Origin of the sequence: Blattabacterium cuenoti, assembly GCF_014252355.1 — a bacterium.
Lineage (GTDB): Bacteria > Bacteroidota > Bacteroidia > Flavobacteriales > Blattabacteriaceae > Blattabacterium > Blattabacterium cuenoti_AD.
In genome coordinates, this window is record NZ_CP059217.1 from 82,828 (window position 1) to 104,174 (window position 21,347).

Sequence of the window (21,347 nt, forward strand, 5' to 3'; positions counted from 1 at the left end):
TGGTTTCTATAATTAATATGACAATAAAAAAAGAAGAAGAACTATTAGGCTCTGAAATTGTAATAAAAACATTGTTACATGAAAAAGTAAAATATATATTTGGTTATCCGGGCGGAGCAATTATGCCTATTTATGATTCACTTCATAATTATTTAAATGTTGTCTCACATATTTTAATGCGTCATGAACAAGGAGCTATACATGCGGCACAAGGATATGCTAGAGCTACTGGAAAAATAGGAGTATGTTTCACTACATCTGGTCCAGGTGCTACTAATTTAATTACTGGATTAGCAGATGCATTAATTGATAGTACACCTATTGTATGTATTACAGGACAAGTATCTTCTGCATTATTAGGTACAGATGCTTTTCAAGAAACTAATATTATAGATATATCTATACCAGTAACTAAATGGAATACTCAAATTTTGAATGCTAAAGACATTTTTCACTCTATTCAAAAAGGATTTTTAATTGCAAAAAAAGGAAGACCGGGTCCAGTTTTAATAGAAATAACTAAAGACGCTCAATTTCAAAAATATATTTTTAATCAAAAAAATATTATTTCTTATACAGAAATTAAAAATTTTAGACCGTATCCTTATATACAAGAAAAATATATAAAACAAGCGGCAAATTTAATAAATACTGCTCAAAAACCTTTAGTTATTGTTGGACAAGGAGTTATTTTAGCAAAAGCTGAATATGAGTTCACACAATTTATTGAAAAAACTGGAATACCAGTAGCAAGTACTTTATTAGGATTGAGTATATTAGAAAGTTGTCATCCTTTATATGTTGGTATGTTAGGAATGCATGGCAATTATGCCCCAAATATATTAACAAATCAATGTGATTTATTAATAGCAATTGGAATGAGATTTGATGATCGTGTTACAGGTAATGTACAAAAATATGCCACACAAGCTAAAATTATACATTTAGAAATTGATCCTTATGAAATCAATAAAAATATATTATGTCATATTCCTATTTTAGGAGATTGTAAAGTTTCTTTAAAAAAATTAATATATTATGTTAATAAATCTTATCATAAAACATGGATAAGTCAATTTTATAAATTAAGAAAAAAAGAAGAAATTTATGTTATACAAGAAGATTTAAATCCTTTAAAAAAAGGAATTACAATGGGTGAAGTAATGAAATGGATCAATAAATATAAGCAAAAAGATTCTATTTTAGTAACTGATGTTGGGCAACATCAAATGATTGCTTCTAGATATTTTAATTTTTCTTGTATAAGAAGTAATATAACATCAGGAGGATTGGGCACTATGGGATTTGCTTTACCAGCATCTATTGGTGCTAAATTAGGTTATAAAAACAGACAAGTAATATGTATTGTGGGAGATGGAGGAATTCAAATGACAATTCAAGAAATGGGAACTATTCTACAAAATAAAATTTCTATTAGTATAATTTTATTAAATAATAATTTTTTAGGAATGGTCCGACAATGGCAACAATTATTTTTTAAAAAACGTTATTCATGTACAAAACTAATTAATCCAGATTTTATAAAACTTGCAAATGCTTATAATATAAAAGCAAAAAAAATAGACAAAAGAAATCAATTAGAATCTGCTGTAAAAGAAACATTAAATTATAAACAATCTTTTTTATTAGAAATCATTATAGAAAAAGAAAATAATGTTTTTCCTATGATACCTTCTGGTGCAGCAGTTGATGAAATTCGTCTAACATAAAAATAATAATATATTGATACATTTTATGTATGAAGAAAACAAATATTTTAGAATTCTCATTTTTGGAGATAATGAAAAAAAATTATTAATAAGAATATTAATTATATTAGAAAAAAGAAATTTACAAATAACTTTTATACAAGTTAAATATACTACTACCTATATAGTAGATGATAACAATAATAATATTGGACAATTAATAATGATTGATTTAGAATGTTTAGAGGAACAATTAAAAAAAATAATAAAATTAATTAGAAATTTAATTGGTATTATTCATATTGATATTAAAATAAATTCCAAAAAATCATGGAAATTAGTCAATATTCCATTAATAATATATTAAAATTGCAATTATGAAAATGAAATTTGGATCTTTTGAAGAAACTATTTTTACACAAAAAGAATTTTCAATGAAAACTGCTCAAAAAGTATTAAAAACAGAAATTATATCTGTCTTAGGATACGGAGTTCAGGGACCTGGACAATCATTAAACTTAAGAGATAATGGATTTTCAGTGATAGTGGGCCAAAGAAAAAATTCTATTTCATGGAATAAAGCTTTGAAAGATGGCTGGATAGAAGGACATAATTTATTTTCTTTAGAAGAGGCTTCCGAAAGAGGAACTATATTAATGTATTTATTATCAGATGCTGGACAAATATCTTTTTGGCCTACTTTAAAACAATATTTAAATGATGGAGATTCTTTATATTTTTCTCACGGGTTTGGATTAACTTTTAATAAACAAACTAAAATTTTTCCACCTAAAAATATAGATATATTTTTAGTAGCTCCTAAAGGCTCTGGAACAAGTCTTAGAAGATTATTTAAAAACGGACAAGGTGTCAATTCAAGCTATGCTATTTATCAAGATGTTAGTGGTAAATGTTTAGATAAAGTATTATCTATAGGAATAGGAATAGGATCTGGATATTTATTTGAAACTACTTTTAAAAATGAAGTATATTCTGATTTAGTGGGAGAAAGAGGAACATTAATGGGTGCTATACAAGGTATTTTTGCTGCTCAATATCAAGTATTAAGAGAAAAAGGGCATTCACCTTCAGAATCGTTTAATGAAACAGTAGAAGAATTAACTCAAAGTTTAATGCCTTTAGTATCAGAAAATGGCATGGATTGGATGTATGAAAATTGTTCTACTACAGCACAAAGAGGTGCATTAGATTGGTGGAAACAATTTAGAGATTCTACTTTGCCTGTATTTAGAAAATTATATAATGAGGTATCTTCTGGAAATGAAGCCAAAAAAGTTATTGATAAAAATAGTCATCCAAATTATAGAAGACAATTAAAAGAAGAATTGGACATACTTAAAAAAAGTGAATTATGGAAAGTTGGTGAACTGATTCGTAGTTTACGATCAAAAAAATAATTTTTTTACAATTGAAAATTAAGAAAAATAATATTTATTTTCCTTATTATAAGGAAGTTGAAAAAGCTAGATCAATTTTAAAAAATATTATATATAATACTCCATTACAAAAAAATTCTTTTCTTTCTGAAAAATATAAAGCAAATATTCTTTTAAAAAGAGAGGATTTACAAATTATAAGATCTTATAAAATACGAGGTGCATATAATAAAATAAAAAGTTTATCAAAAAAAGAATTAACAAATGGACTAGTTTGTGCTAGTGCTGGTAATCATGCACAAGGTGTAGCATATTCTTGTAATTTATTGAAATCTCATGTCAAAATTTATATGCCAAATACTACTCCAAAACAAAAAGTAGAAAGAGTAAAAATGTTTGGAAAAGAATATGTTGAAATTATTTTACGAGGTGATACTTATGATTCTGTAAGTTATGACGCTATTAAAGATTGTCAACAAAATAATAAAATATTTATTCATCCTTTTGATGATAAAAAAATTATTGAAGGTCAAGCTACAATAGGCTTAGAAATTTTAGAACAGTCGAATAATATAAAAATAGATTATATTTTTATTCCTATTGGAGGTGGTGGATTAGCTTCTGGAATAGGAAGTCAATTTCAAGAACAAAGCCCAAAAACAAAAATTATAGGGGTAGAACCACTAGGAGCTCCATCGATGAGTTCATCATTAAAAAGAGGACAAATTATAGAATTAAATAATATTGATAGATTTATTGATGGAGCTTCAGTTAAAAAAGTTGGTAAATTAACTTTTGATATATGTCAACAAGTATTATATGAATTAAAACTGGTTCATGAAGGTAAAGTATGTACAACTATGTTAGAGTTATATAATTTAGATGCTATAATTGCTGAACCAGCAGGAGCTATGTCTATAGCAGCATTGGATTTTTATTCTGATCAAATAAAAGGAAAAACAATTGTTTGTATTTTAAGTGGAGGTAATAATGACATAACTAGAACAGAAGAAATACGTGAAAGATCTCTTTTATATGAGGGAAAAAAACATTATTTTATTGTTAATTTTCCTCAAAGATCAGGGTCTTTAAAAGAATTTGTTAATAATATTTTAGGAAAAAAAGATGATATAGTATATTTTGAATATTACAAAAAAACATCTAAAGAAGAAGGCCCAGCTGTAATAGGAGTTGAATTATATGATAAAAATGATTTTTCTAAATTAATAAAAAGAATGAAAACATATAAAGTTCATTATCAATATTTGAATAAAAATCTAGATTTATTTCGTGTATTAGTATAATAATAAATCATTGTTTTTTTTGTACCCACGACTGGATTTGAACCAGCACATCCATAATTATTGGATACCACTCCCTCAAAGTGGTGTGTCTACCTATTTCACCACGTGGGCATTTTATTATTAATAATAAACTTTTTTTTTACATAATTAAAAATTAACTTTTTTTTTACATTTAAATAAAAATTTAATAAAATATGAATATAGCAATAATAGGATATGGAAAAATGGGAAAATATATAGAAAAAATAGCAACAAATAGAAATCATAAAATTTCTTTTTGCTCTGATCATACTCCCAATTTGTCTTCTATTTCATTAAAAAAAATAGATGTAGCAATAGAATTTAGTACTCCTAATTCTGCTTTGGATAATATAAAAATTTGTATTGAAAATAATATTCCTATTGTATGTGGAACAACTGGATGGTTAGATAATATTAATTTAATTAAAGACGTATGTCTAAAACAAAACTCTTTTGCATTTTTGTATTCTTCAAATTTTAGCATAGGAATGAATCTTTTTTACATTATTAATCAAAAATTATCAAAACTTTTATATAAAACAAAATATCAAGATTATAATATAGAAATAGATGAAATTCATCATAAAAATAAAAAAGATATTCCTAGTGGAACAGCTTTACAATTAGCAGAGATAATAATTGATAATAATCTTAAAAAAGATTGGACTTTGGAACATTCAACAAATGATAAAGATAATATTTATATTAGATCAAAAAGATTAGGAAATGAAATAGGAATGCATAAAATAAAATACATATCTAAAATAGATGATATAGAAATTATGCATAAAGCTCACAGTAGATATGGATTTGCATTTGGAGCAGTTATTGCCGCTGAATGGATACAAAATAAAAATGGATTCTTTTCCATGCAAGATGTTTTATCTTTGTAAAAAGAATAATATATGATGTATTCATATATTTTATTTAGTATAATTTTTTTGCTTATAGAACACATAATTCATGTATTAGGAACATGGAAATTGTATAAAATCATGGGGTTTTCTTTATTAGAAATAATAATTCCTATATATAATATATTCATACTGTTAAAATTATTCAAAAAATCTTGTTTATGGATATTGTTTATGTGCATTCCTTTAACTAGTATATTTCTAATAGTTTATTTATGGATTAATTTAATTCGTTTATTTATTAAAAACATAAATATTAAACATATTTTGTGGTTATTTTGTTCTTGTGGTCTATATATATATTATATTAATTATTATTCTAGTTCTAGAATAAAAGATATTAATTTATATAAGTTCAAACCATTGTTCAAAAACAAGAAAGAATATCATATGGTCTTTGCTATAATATTTTCTTTTTTAATTCATAATTATGTAATTCAACCTTATTTAATTCCTACTTCTTCCATGGAAAAAACTTTATTAGTGGGAGATTTTATTTTAGTCAGTAAAATACATTATGGGTTACGATTACCTATGACACCTTTATCAATTCCTTTTGTACATAATACAATTTTTGGTTTTATCAAATCTTATTTACCAATTAAATGGCCTTATTTTCGTATTCAAACAGCTGAACAACAATTGATTAAAAGAAATGCTCTTATTGTTTTTAATTATCCTAAAGATGAACATCACAGTATAATTGATAAAAAAGATAATTATATTAAACGTTGTGTTGGATTACCAGGAGATATAATTTACATAAACAATGGTATTTTATTTATAAATCATCAATCTGATGAATTGTATTCTAAACAATTAAAATATAAACAACAATGTTATATTATAAAAACAAAATATATTCCATTAAATCTTAATTTTATTAAAGAAAATCTTTCTATTAAAGAAATAGACATAATAGGTAATAAAAAGAATGAATATTTTTATTACGCAATGTTAACCAAACAAAATATTTTTCATATAAAACAGTTATGTAATAATGTTTTTTTTATAAAACCAATTTGTTTTACAAAACAACAAATTGCAGAACAATCTATGTATATTCCCTGGAATATTGATTATTTTGGTCCATTATATATTCCTAAAAAAGGTGATACGATTAGATTAAATTTAAGAAATTGTTATATTTATTATGATATTATTAAATATGAACAACATAATAATATTAAAATAAATAATGTGTTTAAAGTTAGAAACAATTATTATTTTATGATGGGTGACAATAGACATAATTCTTTTGATTCTCGTTATTGGGGTTTAGTTCCAGAAGATCATATAGTTGGACAACCAATTTTAATATGGATGAGTATTGATTGGGATAGACAAAATCCTTTAAATTTATTTAAATGGAAAATTCGTTGGATACGAATTATGAAAATAATAGACTATAATCATTATTATTTATCAATGTCTTTAATTTTTTTATTTATATGTGTTTTAATTTATTTTTTATTTGCTTTATGATTATATTTTTTTAATATATATTATTATCTAGTTTTGCCAAATAATATCCCATGATATATCCACATAATATTCCACCAATATGAGCAAAATGTGCAATTCCAGGAGATAAATCTAATAATGATGAAATTAAACTACCTAATATAAAAATGACTAATGCTTTTCTTACTGCGATAGGAAAAGGAAAAGGTAAAAGAAATATTTTATGTTTTGGAAAAAATCGAGCAAAAGCTCCAACAATTCCACTAACAGCTCCAGAAGCACCCATCATAGGAGAATATACAATACTATATAATTGTAATCCATCATCTTCATCTAAATTATTTAACATCATTTTAATTTGATTCATATCTAAAGTATGAACTAATGAATATAGAATACTAGTATTAAATATTAATTGTAATACTGCGGCTGAAACTCCAGATAAAAAATATATCATTAAAAATTTTTTCATTCCTAAAAGATTTTCTAAAAGCCCACCAAACATAAATAAGGCTAACATATTGAACACAATATGCAAAAAAAATCGTTTTGAATGAATAAACATATGAGTAAATAGCTGATATATTTCAAATCTATCATCCATAAAATGATATAATGAAAACATATTTTCAAGTTTATATTGTGCAAATACAAAAGTAGCTGCGTAAACTAAAATATTGATGCTAATTAAATGTTTTACAGCATCTGATCCAAGATTGAAATTTGATATATATAAATTCACTTAAATAATTGTTTGTTGTAAAATATTCTTTTTAAGAATAAAAAAAATAGGATAATGAGATTGAATTATTTTTTTACAAGTAAAAAAATCTTTAATTAAAGATTCCATTTGATAAGAGTTTAATACAGTGCCATATTGAATAGCAGCAAACTTAGATATATATTTTATTATCATATTTTTATTATTTTTATCTCCTTTTTTAAACGAATATGTTAAAATTTGTTTAAAAATGTTAATTATCACATTTTGATGTAGTTTATAAGGAATTGCATAAAAATAAGCAGAATTTTTCAATAAGTATAAATGAAATCCAATTTCCATTAAATCATTACAAATATTTCTTAATGACATTAATTCTTTTTCTAATAAATTAATTTTAATTGGAAAAAGAACCGTTTGACTTATTGAATTATTTCGTTTTTTTTTTGATGAAAAAAATTCAAATAAAATATTTTGATGAGCTTTATGTTGATCTACAAATATTAAATACTTGTTTTTCCATGAAAAAATTACATATTTATCATTAATTTGAAATGTATTTATTGTATTATTAAATACATAATCAGATAATTTATTCATAATATCAATGTTATTTATAAAATATTTATCCAATATATTAACATTATTAATACAATTTTGTAAATGAATAATTTTTTCTGTATCCGAAAGTTGTTTTAAAGAATGAAAAAATTTATTGTCTTGAGACATAGAATTAGAATCATAAGATTTATCTAATTGTTCCTTATTTATTCTATATTGATTATATAATAATTGTTTGATTTTTATATTAATTAAATTAGATATAATATGTAATTCTTCTAAAGCAACTTCTTTTTTAGATGGATGTATATTCCAATTTATTAATATTGGATTTGTATAAATAAAAATAAAATAAGAAATTGATCGAAAATTATTTATTATTCCTTTATAAGCATTTACAATAGTTTTATGTAAAATTATATTTTGAATACAACGATTATTAACAAATATAAATTGATCTCCTTTTATTTTTGATAAATCTGGGGAACTAATAAATCCATTAATAATAATATTATGATTTTTAATATTAATAGGAATTAATTGATATTTTTTTTTGTAAAAAATTTCTTGTATTCTATCTTTTAAAGAATGATTATTTTTTAAATAAAATAAAATTTTATCATTATGATAAAAACGATATGTAATATTTCTATGAGCAAGAACTATTTTATATAGTTCATTTATTATATGATTAAATTCTATTCTAGTAGATTTTAAAAATTTTTTTCTAGCTGGAGTATTATAAAAAATATTTTTAACTGATATTCGTGTTCCTTTTAACATGCTAAGAGTATTTTCTTGTTTAATTATTCCATCTTCTATAATTATTTGTAATCCTAAAAAATTATTATTATTTGTAGTTTGTATTTCTAATTGCCCTATAGCTGCAATAGCAGCTAATGCTTCTCCACGAAATCCTTTAGTTGTTATTCTAAAAATATCTTGATTTGTTTGTATCTTAGAAGTAGCATGTTTTTTAAAACTATTTTTAGCGTCATTATAACTCATACCATATCCATTATCCACTACTTGAATTAAATTATTTCCATAATTTTTTATGAAAATATCGATTTTATTTGAGTTAGCATCTATTGAATTTTCTAATAATTCTCTAACTACAGATGCTGGTCTATCTATTACTTCTCCAGCAGCAATTTGATTAATTAATTGTTTTGGCAGAAATTTAATATAATCTTTATTCATAAATTTTTATAATAAAAATGAATAACAAATATAATAGCGGTATAAGGGGGGGGGGAGTTTGTTTAAAATGTATTCACATTGTGAAAAAATTATTATATTTTATTTGCAATAAACATCATATATTTTTCTACATTATCGTAATAAAAAAAAGAAGGATAATCAATTATGATTTTGTTAAATAATAATTTAGATGCTGCATATTTTTTTATATAAAAATTTAACATAGCAGCTTTATAATAATACAGAGGTGTAGTAAATGTATTTTTACTTATATTCGATGCTTTGATATAATTTTTTATAGCTTCATTATTATTGTTTAATTGTGCAAATGAATCCCCAATTAATCCATATTTTATAGATGATAATAATTCATCTTTGGATGAAAAAGATTTCATTATGTTTATAGAAAATTCATATTTTCCTAATTTATAATAACAAATACCAGCATAAAATTTAGATATATTTCCAGCTTTGGTATGTGGATATTTATGTAATATTCCTATCAATCCTAATGAATGATTTTTAATATTATAATTTAAAGCTTTATTAATTAATCCATTTGAAATATATGACTGTGCATATGATAATTCTTTGAAAGCTTGTTTTTCGTTTAAAAAATTTAAAAAATAATTTTTATAAAAAAAATACATGATATATATACTAATTAAAATAATAAATATAATTACTAATTTATTTAAATATTTTGATGTTAAAAACATTTTATGATATATTTTTAATATATTACTTATTACTTCTATCTTTTGTATAAATTTTTGGAAAGTATTTATTAATCTCCATAATAAATACAGCTAAAGTATCAGCATTTACTTTTTTTTTTTCAAAAAACATTTTTTCGTTAATTTTCATATGTAAAAATTTATTAAAGCAGTTTTTTTTTCATCAAATATATAATTATTATTATTTAATTTAGAATACTAAAAAATACCAAAAATCGTATTTATCATCAAATTCATCAACAATATATACTACTATTTATTCAATAATGACATATTCCATTCAAATATCACTAATACAACATACACACACATGTTACTCCATATTCAATATTCATCATCAAATACTATATAGATAAATGATTTTTTTGTGTTTTCATCAAATCATAAAGTAAATCATCAATTTTTTTATTTTTTATGGAAATAAAAAAAAACGGATTATGTATTAAATAATTACATTAATTCTTTTTGTTAAGACAAAAAAACGTTGGTTCACATCCATAAATTAATGCATAAAATTATTTTAATATAAGTATATAAAAAAACTAACCAAAATTTTAATTGAATACAACAAATTTTATCATTATGTATAATAATTAATTTTATTACATTATGTATTTGTAAATACACAAAATTATTTTTATATAAATCTTATAACCCTATACCCTATAATTGTAGGACAATTTTATAAAAAATTGGTATATTTAGAACATAAAATTTTGTTATTTGATATATATAATGATTGATTAAACATGACAAAAGCAGATATAATAACAGAAATCATATCAGAAACTGGATCTGAGAGAATTGACACAAAAAATATTATAGAAATATTTATGAAAAAAATTAAACAAAGTCTGACCTCAGGAGAAAATGTATATCTCAGAGGATTTGGTTCATTTATTATTAAATATAGAGCAAAAAAACTTGGTCGTCATATTTCAAAAGATGAATCTATTGTAATTCCTGCGCATAATATTCCAGCATTTAAACCATCAAAATCTTTTATTGAACTCGTAAAAGAAAAAGTTCCTATAAAAACTTTAGGATTAAAAAAATAGATAAATTACTATATAATATGCCAAACGGAAAAAAAAGAAAAAGAAAAAAAATCGCTACTCATAAAAGAAAAAAAAGAAACAGAAAAAATAGGCATAAAAAGAAAAAATAACAATAAAAATTAATTTTATTGATTGATGATTTCTTTTCTTTTTTTTTGTATATGATAAAAAAGTTAGTTATCCATGCAGATGAACAAAACGTAAAAATAGCATTTTTAGAAAATGATAATTTATTAGAAATTCATATAGAAAATTTGAAAAAAGAATTTTCTGTTGGAGATATATATTTAGGTATAGTTAAAAAAATATCTTATGGATTGAATGCAGCCATTATTGATATTGGATATTCAAAAGGAGCATTTTTACATTATAAAGATATATTATTTCAATCTAACATTATTCTTAAAAAAAAGACACAATTAATAGAATCTTTTCATAATTATTTATTGTGTCATCACACTATAGAAGAAGAAGAAGAAGAAGAAGAAGAAGAAGAAGAAGAAGAAAAAAAAAAAAATTTTTATTCTATAGAAAATATATTACAACTTGGACAAAAAATTTTAGTACAAATTTCAAAAGAAGCGATTTCTAATAAAGGTCCTAAATTAACTACCAAAATTTCTATTCCAGGAAAAAATTTAATTTTAATTCCTTTTTCTGAAAAAATTTATGTTTCACATCAAATAAATAATTATAAAGAAAAAATTCGATTGATTTCTATTATTCAAAAACTTAAGCCAAAGAATTATGGAATTATTATTCGTACGGCATCCTATGCTATCAAACATGATATTTTAAAAAGAGAATTATTCTTTTTAATAAGTAAATGGAAATCAATTTTAAATCAATTAATTAAATGTACATTACCAAATAAAGTATTTAGTGAATGTAGTAAAACTTATAGTTTATTAAGAGATATTTTAGATAAAAATTTCAAATATATTTATTGCAATAATTATTTTTTATGCCAAGAAATAAATTCATACTTATCATGGATACTACCAAAAGATAAGATCTTTATTAAATATTATGAAGGAAAATTGCCAATATTTAAAAAATATGGAATCACAAAAAAAATGCAAAATTATCTAGGAAAACATGTTCCATTAAAAAATGGAGCTTACTTAGTTATTGAACATACTGAAGCATTACATGTAATAGATGTGAATAGTGGAATGATTAATCATATACAAGATAATTTTCTAGAAGAATCAGACAGAATTGAAAATATAATTTTAAAAGTTAACCTTTCAGCAGCCACAGAAATTGCTAGACAACTTAGATTAAGAGATATGGGTGGTATTATTATTGTAGATTTTATAGATATGTCAGATCCTTTTTTAAAACAAATACTTTATCATCATTTACAACAAGAAATGAAAAATGATAAAGCAAAACATAAGATTTTACCACCAAATGAATTTGGAATAGTGCAATTCACTCGTCATAGAGTAAAACCTGAGTTCAAATATATAACAAACAAAAATACTATAACAGAATTAGAATATTCTCCTATGTTTTATATAAATCATATAGAATTTATTATAGAAACTATGATAAATAAAAAACGTAATAATAGAATAGAATTACATATACATCCTTTTGTAGCTGCTTATCTTAAAAAAGGATTTCCTTCTATTCAACAAAAATGGTTTTTTAAATATAAAAAATGGATTAAAATCATTTCTAATATAATGTTTAAATATACAGAATATCAAATTTTTGATCAAAAACATAAAATTATTTTATCTTCTTTTAAAAGAAATTAATTAATTTCATTATTATACCGTAAACGTAAATCAGTGATCAGTGGGCGTGGTGGAATTGGTATACACGTCAGACTTAGGATCTGATGCTAATTATAATAGCATAAGGGTTCGAATCCCTTCGCCCGCACAATAAAAAAAAATATAATATAAAATCTTTAAAGAATATTTCTTTTTTTATATCCTACATAAATTTGTCTTGGTCTAACTAATGGTTCTTGATTTAATCTCATTTCTTTCCAATGAGCTATCCATCCAGGTAATCTACCTAAAGCAAACATAACAGTAAACATATCTTTTGGGATTCCTATAGCCTGATAAATAATACCAGAATAAAAATCTATATTGGGATATAATTTTTTTTCTATAAAATAAGAATCGTTAATCGCTACTTCTTCTAATTCTTTTGCTAATTGTAAAATAGGATTATTAAATTTTAATTTTTTCATAATATTTTCTGCTACTTGTTTAATAATTATTGCTCTTGGATCAAAATTTTTATAAATTCTATGTCCAAATCCCATTAATCTAAATGGATCTTTTTTATTTTTTGCTTTTTCAATCCATTTTTTAATATTACCACCATTGTGTAAAATATTTTCTAACATTTCAATAACGGCTTCATTAGCTCCTCCATGTAATCTGCCCCATAAAGCACTAATTCCAGCAGCTATAGATGCATATAAACTAACATGAGCAGAACTTAATAACCGTACTGTAGTAGTAGAACAATTTTGTTCATGATCGGCATGCAAAATTAATAATTTATCTAATGCATCTACAATAATATAATTTGGTTTATCATTATTTGTAGCAAAAAACATATTTACAATATTGGAAGTATAATACAAAGTATTATCATAATTAACAGGAGATAATCCATGTTTTTTTCTATAAATTAAAGCAGCTAATATAGGAAACTTAGCTAATAAATGAATAAAAATATTATTATTATTTTCTTCTTGCATAAACTCAAGTATAGATGATAATGAAGATAATATACCCATAGGATGAGTATTAATAGGATATTTTTCAAAAATTTGTAAAATTTTTGTATTATTATTAGAAATATTAACTTGGTTTATCATATATGAAAAATTATGCAATTGCTTCTCATTAGGTAGTTCACCATTTAACAGTAAATAACTAGTTTTTAAAAATGTACATTTTTGAATAATTTCTTCTATAGGATATCCTCTATATAATAATATTCCTTTTTCTCCATCTACAAAACTAATTGAGCTTTTAGCAATACTTGTATTTTTAAATCCTGGATCAAATGTAATATATCCAGTTTGTTCTCTTAGAGTAGAAATATTAATAGCTTTTTCATTTAAAGATCCATAAATAACTGGAAATGTTTTTACTATTCCATTAATATTACAATTCACTATGCCACACATAATAATTAATTTTTAATTGAATTAAAAATATTCATAATATCATTTTTTCAAATGAAATAATTGTATTAAATCCTTTTTTATAAAAATATTTTTTCATTCCACTTCTAAAACTTATTAAAACAAAATCACCCCCCCAAGTTCCTAAACTTTTTACTAATCCTAAATAATCTGGAAATAATTTTTCTTTTACAGTAGGAAGGCCCAAGGTATCTGAAATAATTTTTTCATGTTGAAATAATAATTTTTCAAATTCTTTTAATGTTTTACAAAATAATATTTTATTAGTAATAGAAGAGATCAGATCTATAATTAATTTTGAAATTGTTTTATTTTTATTAATAAATAATTTAATTCCTGCAACAGTATTTTTTTTTTTATTAAGATATAGAAAAAAAAGTTGTTTTTTAAATGATGGGTTAAATTTAATAGGCGTAATCATTGGTATATTATTATTTTGTAATTTAAATATAATAGATTCTTGATAAAAACTACACGCTATATCATATCCACTACCTATTCCTTGAATTTTATTATGTTTTAATAAAATCAAAATATCATTTATATCAGCCCATTTTGCTATATTACTGATTAAAGTAGAACTACTACCTAATCCCCAATTTATAGGAAATTCTAATTTTGTTGTCACATAAATTGTTATAAATGATTGTTGCAAAAAATGTTTTTGTATACTTTTAAATTTTAAAATACAATTTTTTAAATTATTAGCTATTTGTCTATTATTATTATCATAAAAAATATCCATTTTAGGAATGCTAAAAATGCCTTTAAACCAATATTTATTATTATTAGTAATACTACTCCAATATAAATATGATTTTGAATGCATATTTTTTTCATAACAAACAGTTAATGATTGTCCTTGTCTTGTAGATAATGCTATACTATTAGCTCCATATAAAATAATATATTCTCCTGTTAATAATAATTTACCATTACTAAAAAAAGTATTATATAATGAATAATTCATATTAAATAAAATTTAAAATTTTTTTTAATAATCCTTGTAAAATACTTTTTGGTCCAATATCAACAAAATTAACAGCTCCATCATTAATCATATTATTCACTGATTGTTTCCATTTTACTGGAGATGTTAATTGTTCAATCAAATTTTTTTTAATGTCTAAAGATTGTCTCACTGGACTAGCATTAGTATTTTGATAAATTGGACATCTTGAATACTTAAAATTAATTTTATTTATAACATTTTTTAATTTATTTTTACCATGCTCCATGATAGGAGAATGAAATGCTCCATGTATAGGCAGAGTTAATATTTTACTACCTTTAAATTGTTTTATAATATTACTTACTCTCATAAGTGCACTTATTTCTCCAGAAATAACTATTTGTTCAGGACTATTATAATTAGATGGAACAACAATTCCTGGATCATTTTTACAAATTGTTTCTACAATGCTATCTTGTAATCCAAAAATTGCTAACATACCTCCATTATAAGAATCACAAATATCTTGCATTATAGATCCTCTTTTATTCACTAATATTAATCCATCTTCAAAAGATAATACATTAATAGCGGTTAATGCAGAAATCTCTCCTAATGAATGTCCAGCTACCATATCAGGATCAAAATTTTTTAAAATTTTTGATTTTATTACTGAATACATAAAAATAGCTAACTGGGTATATTTAGTATTATTCATAATTTGTTTTGATCCTTCTAACATCATTTTAGTCATATTAAATCCTAAAATATCATCAGCATATTTAAATAATTTTTTTGCAATATTTGAATTTATATAAATATCTTTTCCCATTCCAATAAATTGAGATCCTTGACCAGGAAATATATATGCTTTCATCAAAAAAAAATTTTTAATTTAAGTAAAATTAATAATGATTATATGATAAATATTACAGATACTCATGCTCATTTATATATGAAAGAATTTGATAAAGATAGAGAATTAGTTATAAAAAGAGCTATTTATAATGGAATAAAAAGATTTTTCATTCCATCTACAGAATTATTAGATATTCCAACAATATTAGAATTAAAAAAAAATTATACTAATATTTGTTTTCCTATGATAGGATTACATCCAAATAAAGTTAATTTAAATTATAAAATAGAATTACAAAAAATTAAAAAATATTTAGAACTATATTCATTCATTTCTATTGGAGAAATAGGAATCGATTTATATTATAATAATAAGTTAATATCCGAACAAATCCAAGCGTTTAAAATTCAAATTGAATTAGCAAAAAATTATAAATTACCTATTATCATTCATTGCAGAAACGCTTTTGATATAATTTTAAATATTATAAAAACATATTATCCTATCAAAGGAATTTTTCATTGTTTTTGCGGAACATTAAAACAAGCAACACAAATTACAGATCTTGGAATAAAATTAGGAATTGGTGGAATGATTACATTTAAAAATAATCATATGATATCTTTTTTAAATAAAATCAGTTTAAAAAATATTGTATTGGAAACAGATTGTCCATATTTAGCTCCTACTCCTTTTAGAGGCACAAGAAATGAACCAACTTATTTAATAAAAATTTTACAAGAATTATCTAAAATTTATTCTATATCAGAAATAAAAATATCAAATATTATTAATTTAAATATAGATAATATATTCTCAAATATTTTATAAACAAGGTTAGCTATACCATTTTATCAGGTTGAACGAAGTTATCAAATTCTTCACTTGTAAGATATCCTAATTTAATTGATTCTTCTTTTAATGTTGTATTATTCTTATAAGCATTATGTACAATTTGTGCAGATTTTTCGTATCCAATATGAGGATTTAATGCAGTAATTAACATTAATGATCTTTCTAAATTTTCTTTAATTTTAATAAAATTAGGATAAATACCTTTTATACATAAATTAGAAAATGAAATACATGCATCTGATAAAAGATTTGCAGATTGTAAAAAATTATAAGCCATTAAAGGTTTATATACATTTAATTCATAATTTCCAGAAGCCCCAGCTATAGAAATTACAAAATCATTACCAATAATTTGAGTACAGACCATTAATAACGATTCACATTGCGTAGGATTTATTTTTCCAGGCATAATAGAAGACCCAGGTTCATTTTCAGGTAAACATAATTCTCCTATTCCAGCACGTGGTCCAGAAGATAAACATCTAATATCATTAGATATTTTTATTAATGAAATAGCTATTTGTTTCAATGCAGCATGAGATTCAACTATTGCATCATGAGATGCAATAGCTTCATATTTGTTATTTGCTACTACAAATGGATATCCAGTATATTGTTTTATATATTCAACAGACATATGATCAAAATTTTTTGGAGCATTAAGTCCCGTTCCAACTGCAGTTCCACCAATGGCTAATTCTGATAAATGAGATAAAGTATTTTTAAGAGATATTAATCCATGATGTAATTGAGAAACATACCCAGAAAATTCTTGACCTAAAGTTATAGGAATCGCATCCATTAAATGTGTTCTACCTATTTTGATAATATTAAAAAATTTTTTTTCTTTCTTTTTTAATTCATTTATTAATTGTTGAATGGCAGGTATAGTTCGAGTGACTAATATCTTATATGATGCAATGTGCATTGCTGTAGAATAAGTATCATTAGATGATTGAGACATATTTACATCATCATTTGGATGTATAAAAGATTTTTCTTCTCCTAATTTTTTTCCAATTAATACCTGAGATCTATTAGAAATAACTTCATTAACATTCATATTAGAATGTGTTCCAGACCCAGTTTGCCAAATAACTAAAGGAAATTGATCATCTAATTGTCCTTCCAAAATTTCATCACAAACAATAGAAATTAATTTTCTTTTTTTATCTGATAGCAATCCACATTTATAATTAACATATGCTGACGCTTTTTTTAAAATAGCAAATGCATAAATAATTTCGATTGGCATAGATTTAGGAGGCCCTATTTTAAAATTATTTTTAGATCTCTCAGTTTGTGCTCCCCAATATTTATCTGATGGAACTTTAACTGATCCTAAAGAGTCTTTTTCTATTCTAAAAATCATTTTATTTGAATTAATTTATTAAATTAATTAATTAAAATTAAAAATTTTTAATAATAAAAAGAAATATTTGATAATTATATGATGAAATTTATTGGATTTTTATTATTTATTATTATTCTATTATCTGGTTTTTGGTGTATATTATTTTTATCATTTTTTATTGTATTTTGGATATTTATTAAATTTTTTATTTATGATAAAAAATAATAAAATCTTTAAAATATTAAAGAATAAATATTTATGGAGTAGTTTACTATTCATAATATGGATGTTATTTTTTGATACAAATTCATTAATATTACATTGGAAATTTAATAAATATAAACATCAATTAATTATTGATAGAAATTATTTAAAAAGAAAAATTATTATAGAAGGAAATTATTTAAAACAATTAACGACCAATCAAAAATTTTTAGAAAAATTTGCAAGAGAAAAATTTTTTATGAAAAAAGATGATGAAGATTTATTTCTGTTAAAGAAAATAAATTAATTTTTAATATAAATTAATAAAATACTTAAATCTGATGGAGAAACTCCACTAATTCTAGATGCATGTGCTAAAGATATTGGACGATAAAACATTAACTTTTCTATTGATTCTTTAGAAAGAGATTTAATTTTAGAATAATTAAAATGTTTTGGTATCATAATATTTTCAAGATTAGATAATTTTTTAGCATTTTTTATTTCTTTATCAAGATATCCTTTATATTTAATACGAATAGAAACTTGTTCTAATACTTCTTGACTAAACTTATTTTTTTCTATTATTATTTTTAAATATGGAATACAATTAATTAATTTGTTTATATCTATTTCCGGACGAGCCAAAATATCATATATTCTCTTATTATCATGAATAATAGAAGATTTAAAATTTTTTAAAATATTATTTATTACTATCGGTTTAACATTAAAATATTTAAAAATATCAATACATTGTTTTATATCTCTTATTTTTTTATTTACTGCATCCATTTGATATTTTGAAATTAAACCAATTTTATATCCTAAATAAGTTAACCTATCATCTGCATTATCTTGACGTAATAATAATCTATACTCTGCTCTAGAAGTAAACATTCTATAAGGTTCATCTGTTCCCTTAGTAATTAAATCATCAATTAAAACTCCTATATAAGCTTGATTTCTTTTAAGACAAAATGGATTTTGTTCCTTTATTTTAAGATGTGCATTAATTCCGGCTAATAAACCTTGTGCGGCAGCTTCTTCATATCCAGTTGTTCCATTAATTTGTCCAGCAAAAAAAAGATTATTAATCCATTTACTTTCTAAAGTAAATTTCAATTGTGTTGGATAAAAATAATCATATTCAACCGCATATCCAGGTCTTAAAATTTTTACTTTTTCAAATCCAGAGATTTTTTTTAATGCTTGATATTGAATTTTTTCTGGTAATGAAGTAGAAAATCCATTTAAATACATTTCTGATGTATTCCATCCTTCTGGTTCTACAAAAATTTGATGCTGTTCTTTATTTTTAAATCTATCAATTTTTTCTTCAATAGAAGGACAATATCTAGGACTTTTTCCATGAATATATCCTAAAACAATTGGAGAATTTTGTATATTTTGTGTAATATAATCATGAACTTCTAAATTAGTAAATGTGATATAACAATTTAATTGTTTAATTAATGATTTTTTATGAAAAAAAGAAAATTGTTTAGGTGGAATATCACCTGATTGACATTCCATTTTTTTATAATTTAAAGAATTTCCATCTATTCTAGGTGATGTTCCTGTTTTCATTCTTCCATGTTTGAATCCCAAATTTATCAATTGATCACTAAGCCCTTTGATATCTGGCTCTGAAATTCTACCTCCATTAACTATATTTTTACCAATGAAAATTTTACCATTTAAAAAAGTACCATTTGTAAGAATTACAGATTTTCCATAAATTTTAATACCAAAAGCCGTTATAATACCTTCTACTTTATAATTTTTAATAATTAAAGAGGTTACAGTATCTTGATATAGATCCAATAAATTATGTTTTTCTAAAAAAAATCTCCACGTATTAGAAAAAATTTTTCTATCACATTGTGCTCTTGGACTCCACATAGCAGGTCCTTTAGATTTATTTAACATTCTAAATTGAATCATACTATTATCTGCAATTACCCCTGAACAACCTCCTAATGCATCAATTTCTCTAATAATTTGTCCTTTTGCAATTCCACCAATTGCAGGATTACATGACATTTGTCCTATAGTATATAAATTACTAGTAATTAATAACGTCTTAGATCCCATTTTAGATGAGGCACAAGCAGCTTCAGAACCAGCATGGCCACCCCCAACAACAATAACATCATAATTTTTTGTAAACATAATTAAAATAAAATTAAATAAAATTCTTCTTTTTTATTCATATATATTTTATCAGTAATTTTTTGATCATTATATCCTATTAAATGTAATATAGCATGAATCATCACTCTGTACAATTCTCTTTGAAAAAGTTCATGCCATTTGTTAGCATTATCCCGTACTCTATCTATACTTATAAATATATCACCTGATACAAAAGAATGTGTTATTATTTTTTTATTAGTAATACTACTATTACTACTATCAAAAGATATAACATCAGTATAATAATTCTTTTTTAAATATTTTTGATTAATTTTTAAGATGTAACTATCATTACAAAAAATATAATTAATATTTCCAATTTCTTTTCCTTCATTATTCAATATCATTTTTATACATTGAATAAAATTTAATTCATCTTTAATAAAAAAATTAGAAACTTTATAAAAAAAATTAATCATAATTTTTTAATTTTATTTAAAATTATGATCATGAAAAAGATTATAAATTGGTTAGCAAACATAATAACTTTATTAAACTTATTTTTTGGATGTATTTCAATTATTCTTTTACAAAAAAAATATTTTATTAAATCTTTTATTTTTAATTTATTTTCCATTTTCTTTGATTATCTAGATGGATCTTTATCAAGATGTATAAAAAATGAAAATAAATTTGGTAAATAACTAG

21 protein-coding genes and 2 tRNA genes are annotated in these 21,347 nt (G+C 22.7%); 12 read left to right on the forward strand and 11 right to left on the reverse strand.

Annotated features, from left to right (window positions below; all coding sequences use genetic code 11):
• Positions 1-17: 17 nt before the first annotated feature.
• The 4 genes from ilvB to ilvA are packed head-to-tail and all read left to right on the forward strand — an operon-like array spanning position 18 to position 4,410.
• Positions 18-1,730 (forward strand): biosynthetic-type acetolactate synthase large subunit, encoded by a 1,713-nt coding sequence (ilvB, locus tag H0H38_RS00375; protein WP_185872819.1) that lies wholly within the window; start codon positions 18-20, stop codon positions 1,728-1,730.
• A gap of 25 nt (positions 1,731-1,755) precedes the next feature.
• Positions 1,756-2,076, forward strand: a complete 321-nt coding sequence (locus tag H0H38_RS00380) for an acetolactate synthase (protein ID WP_185872979.1) — start codon at positions 1,756-1,758, stop codon at positions 2,074-2,076.
• Positions 2,077-2,086: 10 nt separating this feature from the next.
• Entirely contained in the window at positions 2,087-3,127 is a 1,041-nt protein-coding gene (gene ilvC, locus H0H38_RS00385) for a ketol-acid reductoisomerase (RefSeq protein ID WP_185872820.1), read from the forward strand.
• An 11-nt stretch (positions 3,128-3,138) separates the two neighbouring features.
• The gene (gene ilvA / locus H0H38_RS00390; protein ID WP_238785409.1) at positions 3,139-4,410 is read left to right on the forward strand and encodes a threonine ammonia-lyase; all 1,272 of its coding nucleotides are present in this window, start codon (positions 3,139-3,141) and stop codon (positions 4,408-4,410) included.
• A gap of 22 nt (positions 4,411-4,432) precedes the next feature.
• Here the strand turns inward: ilvA and H0H38_RS00395 are convergent.
• Positions 4,433-4,521: transfer RNA gene (locus tag H0H38_RS00395), tRNA-Leu, on the reverse strand.
• Positions 4,522-4,604: 83 nt separating this feature from the next.
• Here H0H38_RS00395 and dapB point away from each other — a divergent pair.
• Together dapB and lepB are read left to right on the forward strand one after the other, a co-directional pair.
• On the forward strand, positions 4,605-5,324 hold the full coding sequence (gene dapB / locus H0H38_RS00400) for a 4-hydroxy-tetrahydrodipicolinate reductase (protein WP_185872821.1): 720 nt from the start codon (positions 4,605-4,607) through the stop codon (positions 5,322-5,324).
• Positions 5,325-5,336: 12 nt separating this feature from the next.
• Positions 5,337-6,830, forward strand: coding sequence for a signal peptidase I (gene lepB / locus H0H38_RS00405; RefSeq protein ID WP_238785410.1), 1,494 nt, complete (start codon positions 5,337-5,339; stop codon positions 6,828-6,830).
• Positions 6,831-6,840: 10 nt separating this feature from the next.
• On the opposite strand, the gene H0H38_RS00410 is transcribed toward lepB, so the two are convergent.
• The 4 genes from H0H38_RS00410 to H0H38_RS02835 all read right to left on the reverse strand — a co-directional run bounded on the left by H0H38_RS00410 (position 6,841) and on the right by H0H38_RS02835 (position 10,161).
• The gene (locus H0H38_RS00410) at positions 6,841-7,551 is read right to left on the reverse strand and encodes a rhomboid family intramembrane serine protease (protein WP_185872822.1); all 711 of its coding nucleotides are present in this window, start codon (positions 7,549-7,551) and stop codon (positions 6,841-6,843) included.
• Positions 7,552-9,294: a DNA mismatch repair endonuclease MutL gene (gene mutL, locus H0H38_RS00415; protein ID WP_185872823.1), complete on the reverse strand. Its 1,743-nt coding sequence runs from the start codon at positions 9,292-9,294 to the stop codon at positions 7,552-7,554. It lies immediately after the preceding gene.
• A gap of 92 nt (positions 9,295-9,386) precedes the next feature.
• Complete coding sequence (locus H0H38_RS00420) at positions 9,387-10,013, reverse strand: tetratricopeptide repeat protein (RefSeq protein ID WP_185872824.1); 627 nt, start codon at positions 10,011-10,013, stop codon at positions 9,387-9,389.
• A 22-nt stretch (positions 10,014-10,035) separates the two neighbouring features.
• The gene (locus tag H0H38_RS02835) at positions 10,036-10,161 is read right to left on the reverse strand and encodes a hypothetical protein (protein WP_262887272.1); all 126 of its coding nucleotides are present in this window, start codon (positions 10,159-10,161) and stop codon (positions 10,036-10,038) included.
• A 619-nt stretch (positions 10,162-10,780) separates the two neighbouring features.
• Here H0H38_RS02835 and H0H38_RS00425 point away from each other — a divergent pair.
• The 3 genes from H0H38_RS00425 to H0H38_RS00435 all read left to right on the forward strand — a co-directional run bounded on the left by H0H38_RS00425 (position 10,781) and on the right by H0H38_RS00435 (position 12,985).
• Positions 10,781-11,089, forward strand: coding sequence for an HU family DNA-binding protein (locus tag H0H38_RS00425; protein WP_185872825.1), 309 nt, complete (start codon positions 10,781-10,783; stop codon positions 11,087-11,089).
• A gap of 161 nt (positions 11,090-11,250) precedes the next feature.
• Positions 11,251-12,858 carry an Rne/Rng family ribonuclease gene (locus H0H38_RS00430; RefSeq protein ID WP_185872826.1) on the forward strand — a complete coding sequence of 536 codons (1,608 nt, stop codon included), beginning with the start codon at positions 11,251-11,253 and terminating at the stop codon, positions 12,856-12,858.
• A 40-nt stretch (positions 12,859-12,898) separates the two neighbouring features.
• Positions 12,899-12,985 (forward strand) — tRNA-Leu (locus H0H38_RS00435).
• Positions 12,986-13,013: 28 nt separating this feature from the next.
• Here the strand turns inward: H0H38_RS00435 and H0H38_RS00440 are convergent.
• Genes H0H38_RS00440 through fabD form a run of 3 tightly spaced genes read right to left on the reverse strand, consistent with a single transcriptional unit; the run spans position 13,014 to position 16,105 of the window.
• Complete coding sequence (locus tag H0H38_RS00440) at positions 13,014-14,258, reverse strand: citrate synthase (protein ID WP_185872827.1); 1,245 nt, start codon at positions 14,256-14,258, stop codon at positions 13,014-13,016.
• 31 nt (positions 14,259-14,289) lie between these two features.
• The gene (locus tag H0H38_RS00445; RefSeq protein ID WP_185872828.1) at positions 14,290-15,246 is read right to left on the reverse strand and encodes a GYDIA family GHMP kinase; all 957 of its coding nucleotides are present in this window, start codon (positions 15,244-15,246) and stop codon (positions 14,290-14,292) included.
• A 1-nt stretch (position 15,247) separates the two neighbouring features.
• On the reverse strand, positions 15,248-16,105 hold the full coding sequence (gene fabD, locus H0H38_RS00450) for an ACP S-malonyltransferase (protein WP_185872829.1): 858 nt from the start codon (positions 16,103-16,105) through the stop codon (positions 15,248-15,250).
• A 42-nt stretch (positions 16,106-16,147) separates the two neighbouring features.
• Here fabD and H0H38_RS00455 point away from each other — a divergent pair, with 42 nt between their 5' ends.
• Positions 16,148-16,918, forward strand: coding sequence for a TatD family hydrolase (locus H0H38_RS00455; RefSeq protein ID WP_317168652.1), 771 nt, complete (start codon positions 16,148-16,150; stop codon positions 16,916-16,918).
• A gap of 10 nt (positions 16,919-16,928) precedes the next feature.
• Here the strand turns inward: H0H38_RS00455 and fumC are convergent, their stop codons facing one another.
• Positions 16,929-18,314, reverse strand: a complete 1,386-nt coding sequence (gene fumC, locus H0H38_RS00460) for a class II fumarate hydratase (RefSeq protein WP_185872830.1) — start codon at positions 18,312-18,314, stop codon at positions 16,929-16,931.
• Positions 18,315-18,507: 193 nt separating this feature from the next.
• Here fumC and H0H38_RS00465 point away from each other — a divergent pair, with 193 nt between their 5' ends.
• Positions 18,508-18,807: a septum formation initiator family protein gene (locus tag H0H38_RS00465; RefSeq protein WP_238785411.1), complete on the forward strand. Its 300-nt coding sequence runs from the start codon at positions 18,508-18,510 to the stop codon at positions 18,805-18,807.
• Here the strand turns inward: H0H38_RS00465 and mnmG are convergent.
• The gene (gene mnmG, locus H0H38_RS00470) at positions 18,804-20,675 is read right to left on the reverse strand and encodes a tRNA uridine-5-carboxymethylaminomethyl(34) synthesis enzyme MnmG (RefSeq protein ID WP_185872831.1); all 1,872 of its coding nucleotides are present in this window, start codon (positions 20,673-20,675) and stop codon (positions 18,804-18,806) included. The two genes, H0H38_RS00465 and mnmG, sit on opposite strands and share 4 nt — an antisense overlap.
• A gap of 2 nt (positions 20,676-20,677) precedes the next feature.
• The gene (ybeY, locus tag H0H38_RS00475; RefSeq protein WP_185872832.1) at positions 20,678-21,118 is read right to left on the reverse strand and encodes an rRNA maturation RNase YbeY; all 441 of its coding nucleotides are present in this window, start codon (positions 21,116-21,118) and stop codon (positions 20,678-20,680) included.
• 30 nt (positions 21,119-21,148) lie between these two features.
• Here ybeY and H0H38_RS02800 point away from each other — a divergent pair, with 30 nt between their 5' ends.
• Positions 21,149-21,343 (forward strand): CDP-alcohol phosphatidyltransferase family protein, encoded by a 195-nt coding sequence (locus H0H38_RS02800; protein ID WP_238785412.1) that lies wholly within the window; start codon positions 21,149-21,151, stop codon positions 21,341-21,343.
• Positions 21,344-21,347 lie beyond the last annotated feature (4 nt).

Excerpts from the sequence above, each read along its gene's own strand:
- ilvB (WP_185872819.1), top strand. The coding sequence starts at position 18 with ATGACAATAAAAAAAGAAGAAGAACTATTAGGCTCTGAAATTGTAATA.
- H0H38_RS00380 (WP_185872979.1), top strand. The coding sequence starts at position 1,756 with ATGTATGAAGAAAACAAATATTTTAGAATTCTCATTTTTGGAGATAAT.
- ilvC (WP_185872820.1), top strand. The coding sequence starts at position 2,087 with ATGAAAATGAAATTTGGATCTTTTGAAGAAACTATTTTTACACAAAAA.
- dapB (WP_185872821.1), top strand. The coding sequence starts at position 4,605 with ATGAATATAGCAATAATAGGATATGGAAAAATGGGAAAATATATAGAA.
- lepB (WP_238785410.1), top strand. The coding sequence starts at position 5,337 with ATGATGTATTCATATATTTTATTTAGTATAATTTTTTTGCTTATAGAA.
- mutL (WP_185872823.1), bottom strand. The coding sequence starts at position 9,294 with ATGAATAAAGATTATATTAAATTTCTGCCAAAACAATTAATTAATCAA.
- H0H38_RS00420 (WP_185872824.1), bottom strand. The coding sequence starts at position 10,013 with ATGTTTTTAACATCAAAATATTTAAATAAATTAGTAATTATATTTATT.
- H0H38_RS02835 (WP_262887272.1), bottom strand. The coding sequence starts at position 10,161 with ATGAAAATTAACGAAAAAATGTTTTTTGAAAAAAAAAAAGTAAATGCT.
- H0H38_RS00425 (WP_185872825.1), top strand. The coding sequence starts at position 10,781 with ATGACAAAAGCAGATATAATAACAGAAATCATATCAGAAACTGGATCT.
- H0H38_RS00430 (WP_185872826.1), top strand. The coding sequence starts at position 11,251 with ATGATAAAAAAGTTAGTTATCCATGCAGATGAACAAAACGTAAAAATA.
- H0H38_RS00440 (WP_185872827.1), bottom strand. The coding sequence starts at position 14,258 with ATGTGTGGCATAGTGAATTGTAATATTAATGGAATAGTAAAAACATTT.
- H0H38_RS00445 (WP_185872828.1), bottom strand. The coding sequence starts at position 15,246 with ATGAATTATTCATTATATAATACTTTTTTTAGTAATGGTAAATTATTA.
- fabD (WP_185872829.1), bottom strand. The coding sequence starts at position 16,105 with ATGAAAGCATATATATTTCCTGGTCAAGGATCTCAATTTATTGGAATG.
- H0H38_RS00455 (WP_317168652.1), top strand. The coding sequence starts at position 16,148 with ATGATAAATATTACAGATACTCATGCTCATTTATATATGAAAGAATTT.
- fumC (WP_185872830.1), bottom strand. The coding sequence starts at position 18,314 with ATGATTTTTAGAATAGAAAAAGACTCTTTAGGATCAGTTAAAGTTCCA.
- H0H38_RS00465 (WP_238785411.1), top strand. The coding sequence starts at position 18,508 with ATGATAAAAAATAATAAAATCTTTAAAATATTAAAGAATAAATATTTA.
- mnmG (WP_185872831.1), bottom strand. The coding sequence starts at position 20,675 with ATGTTTACAAAAAATTATGATGTTATTGTTGTTGGGGGTGGCCATGCT.
- ybeY (WP_185872832.1), bottom strand. The coding sequence starts at position 21,118 with ATGATTAATTTTTTTTATAAAGTTTCTAATTTTTTTATTAAAGATGAA.
- H0H38_RS02800 (WP_238785412.1), top strand. The coding sequence starts at position 21,149 with ATGAAAAAGATTATAAATTGGTTAGCAAACATAATAACTTTATTAAAC.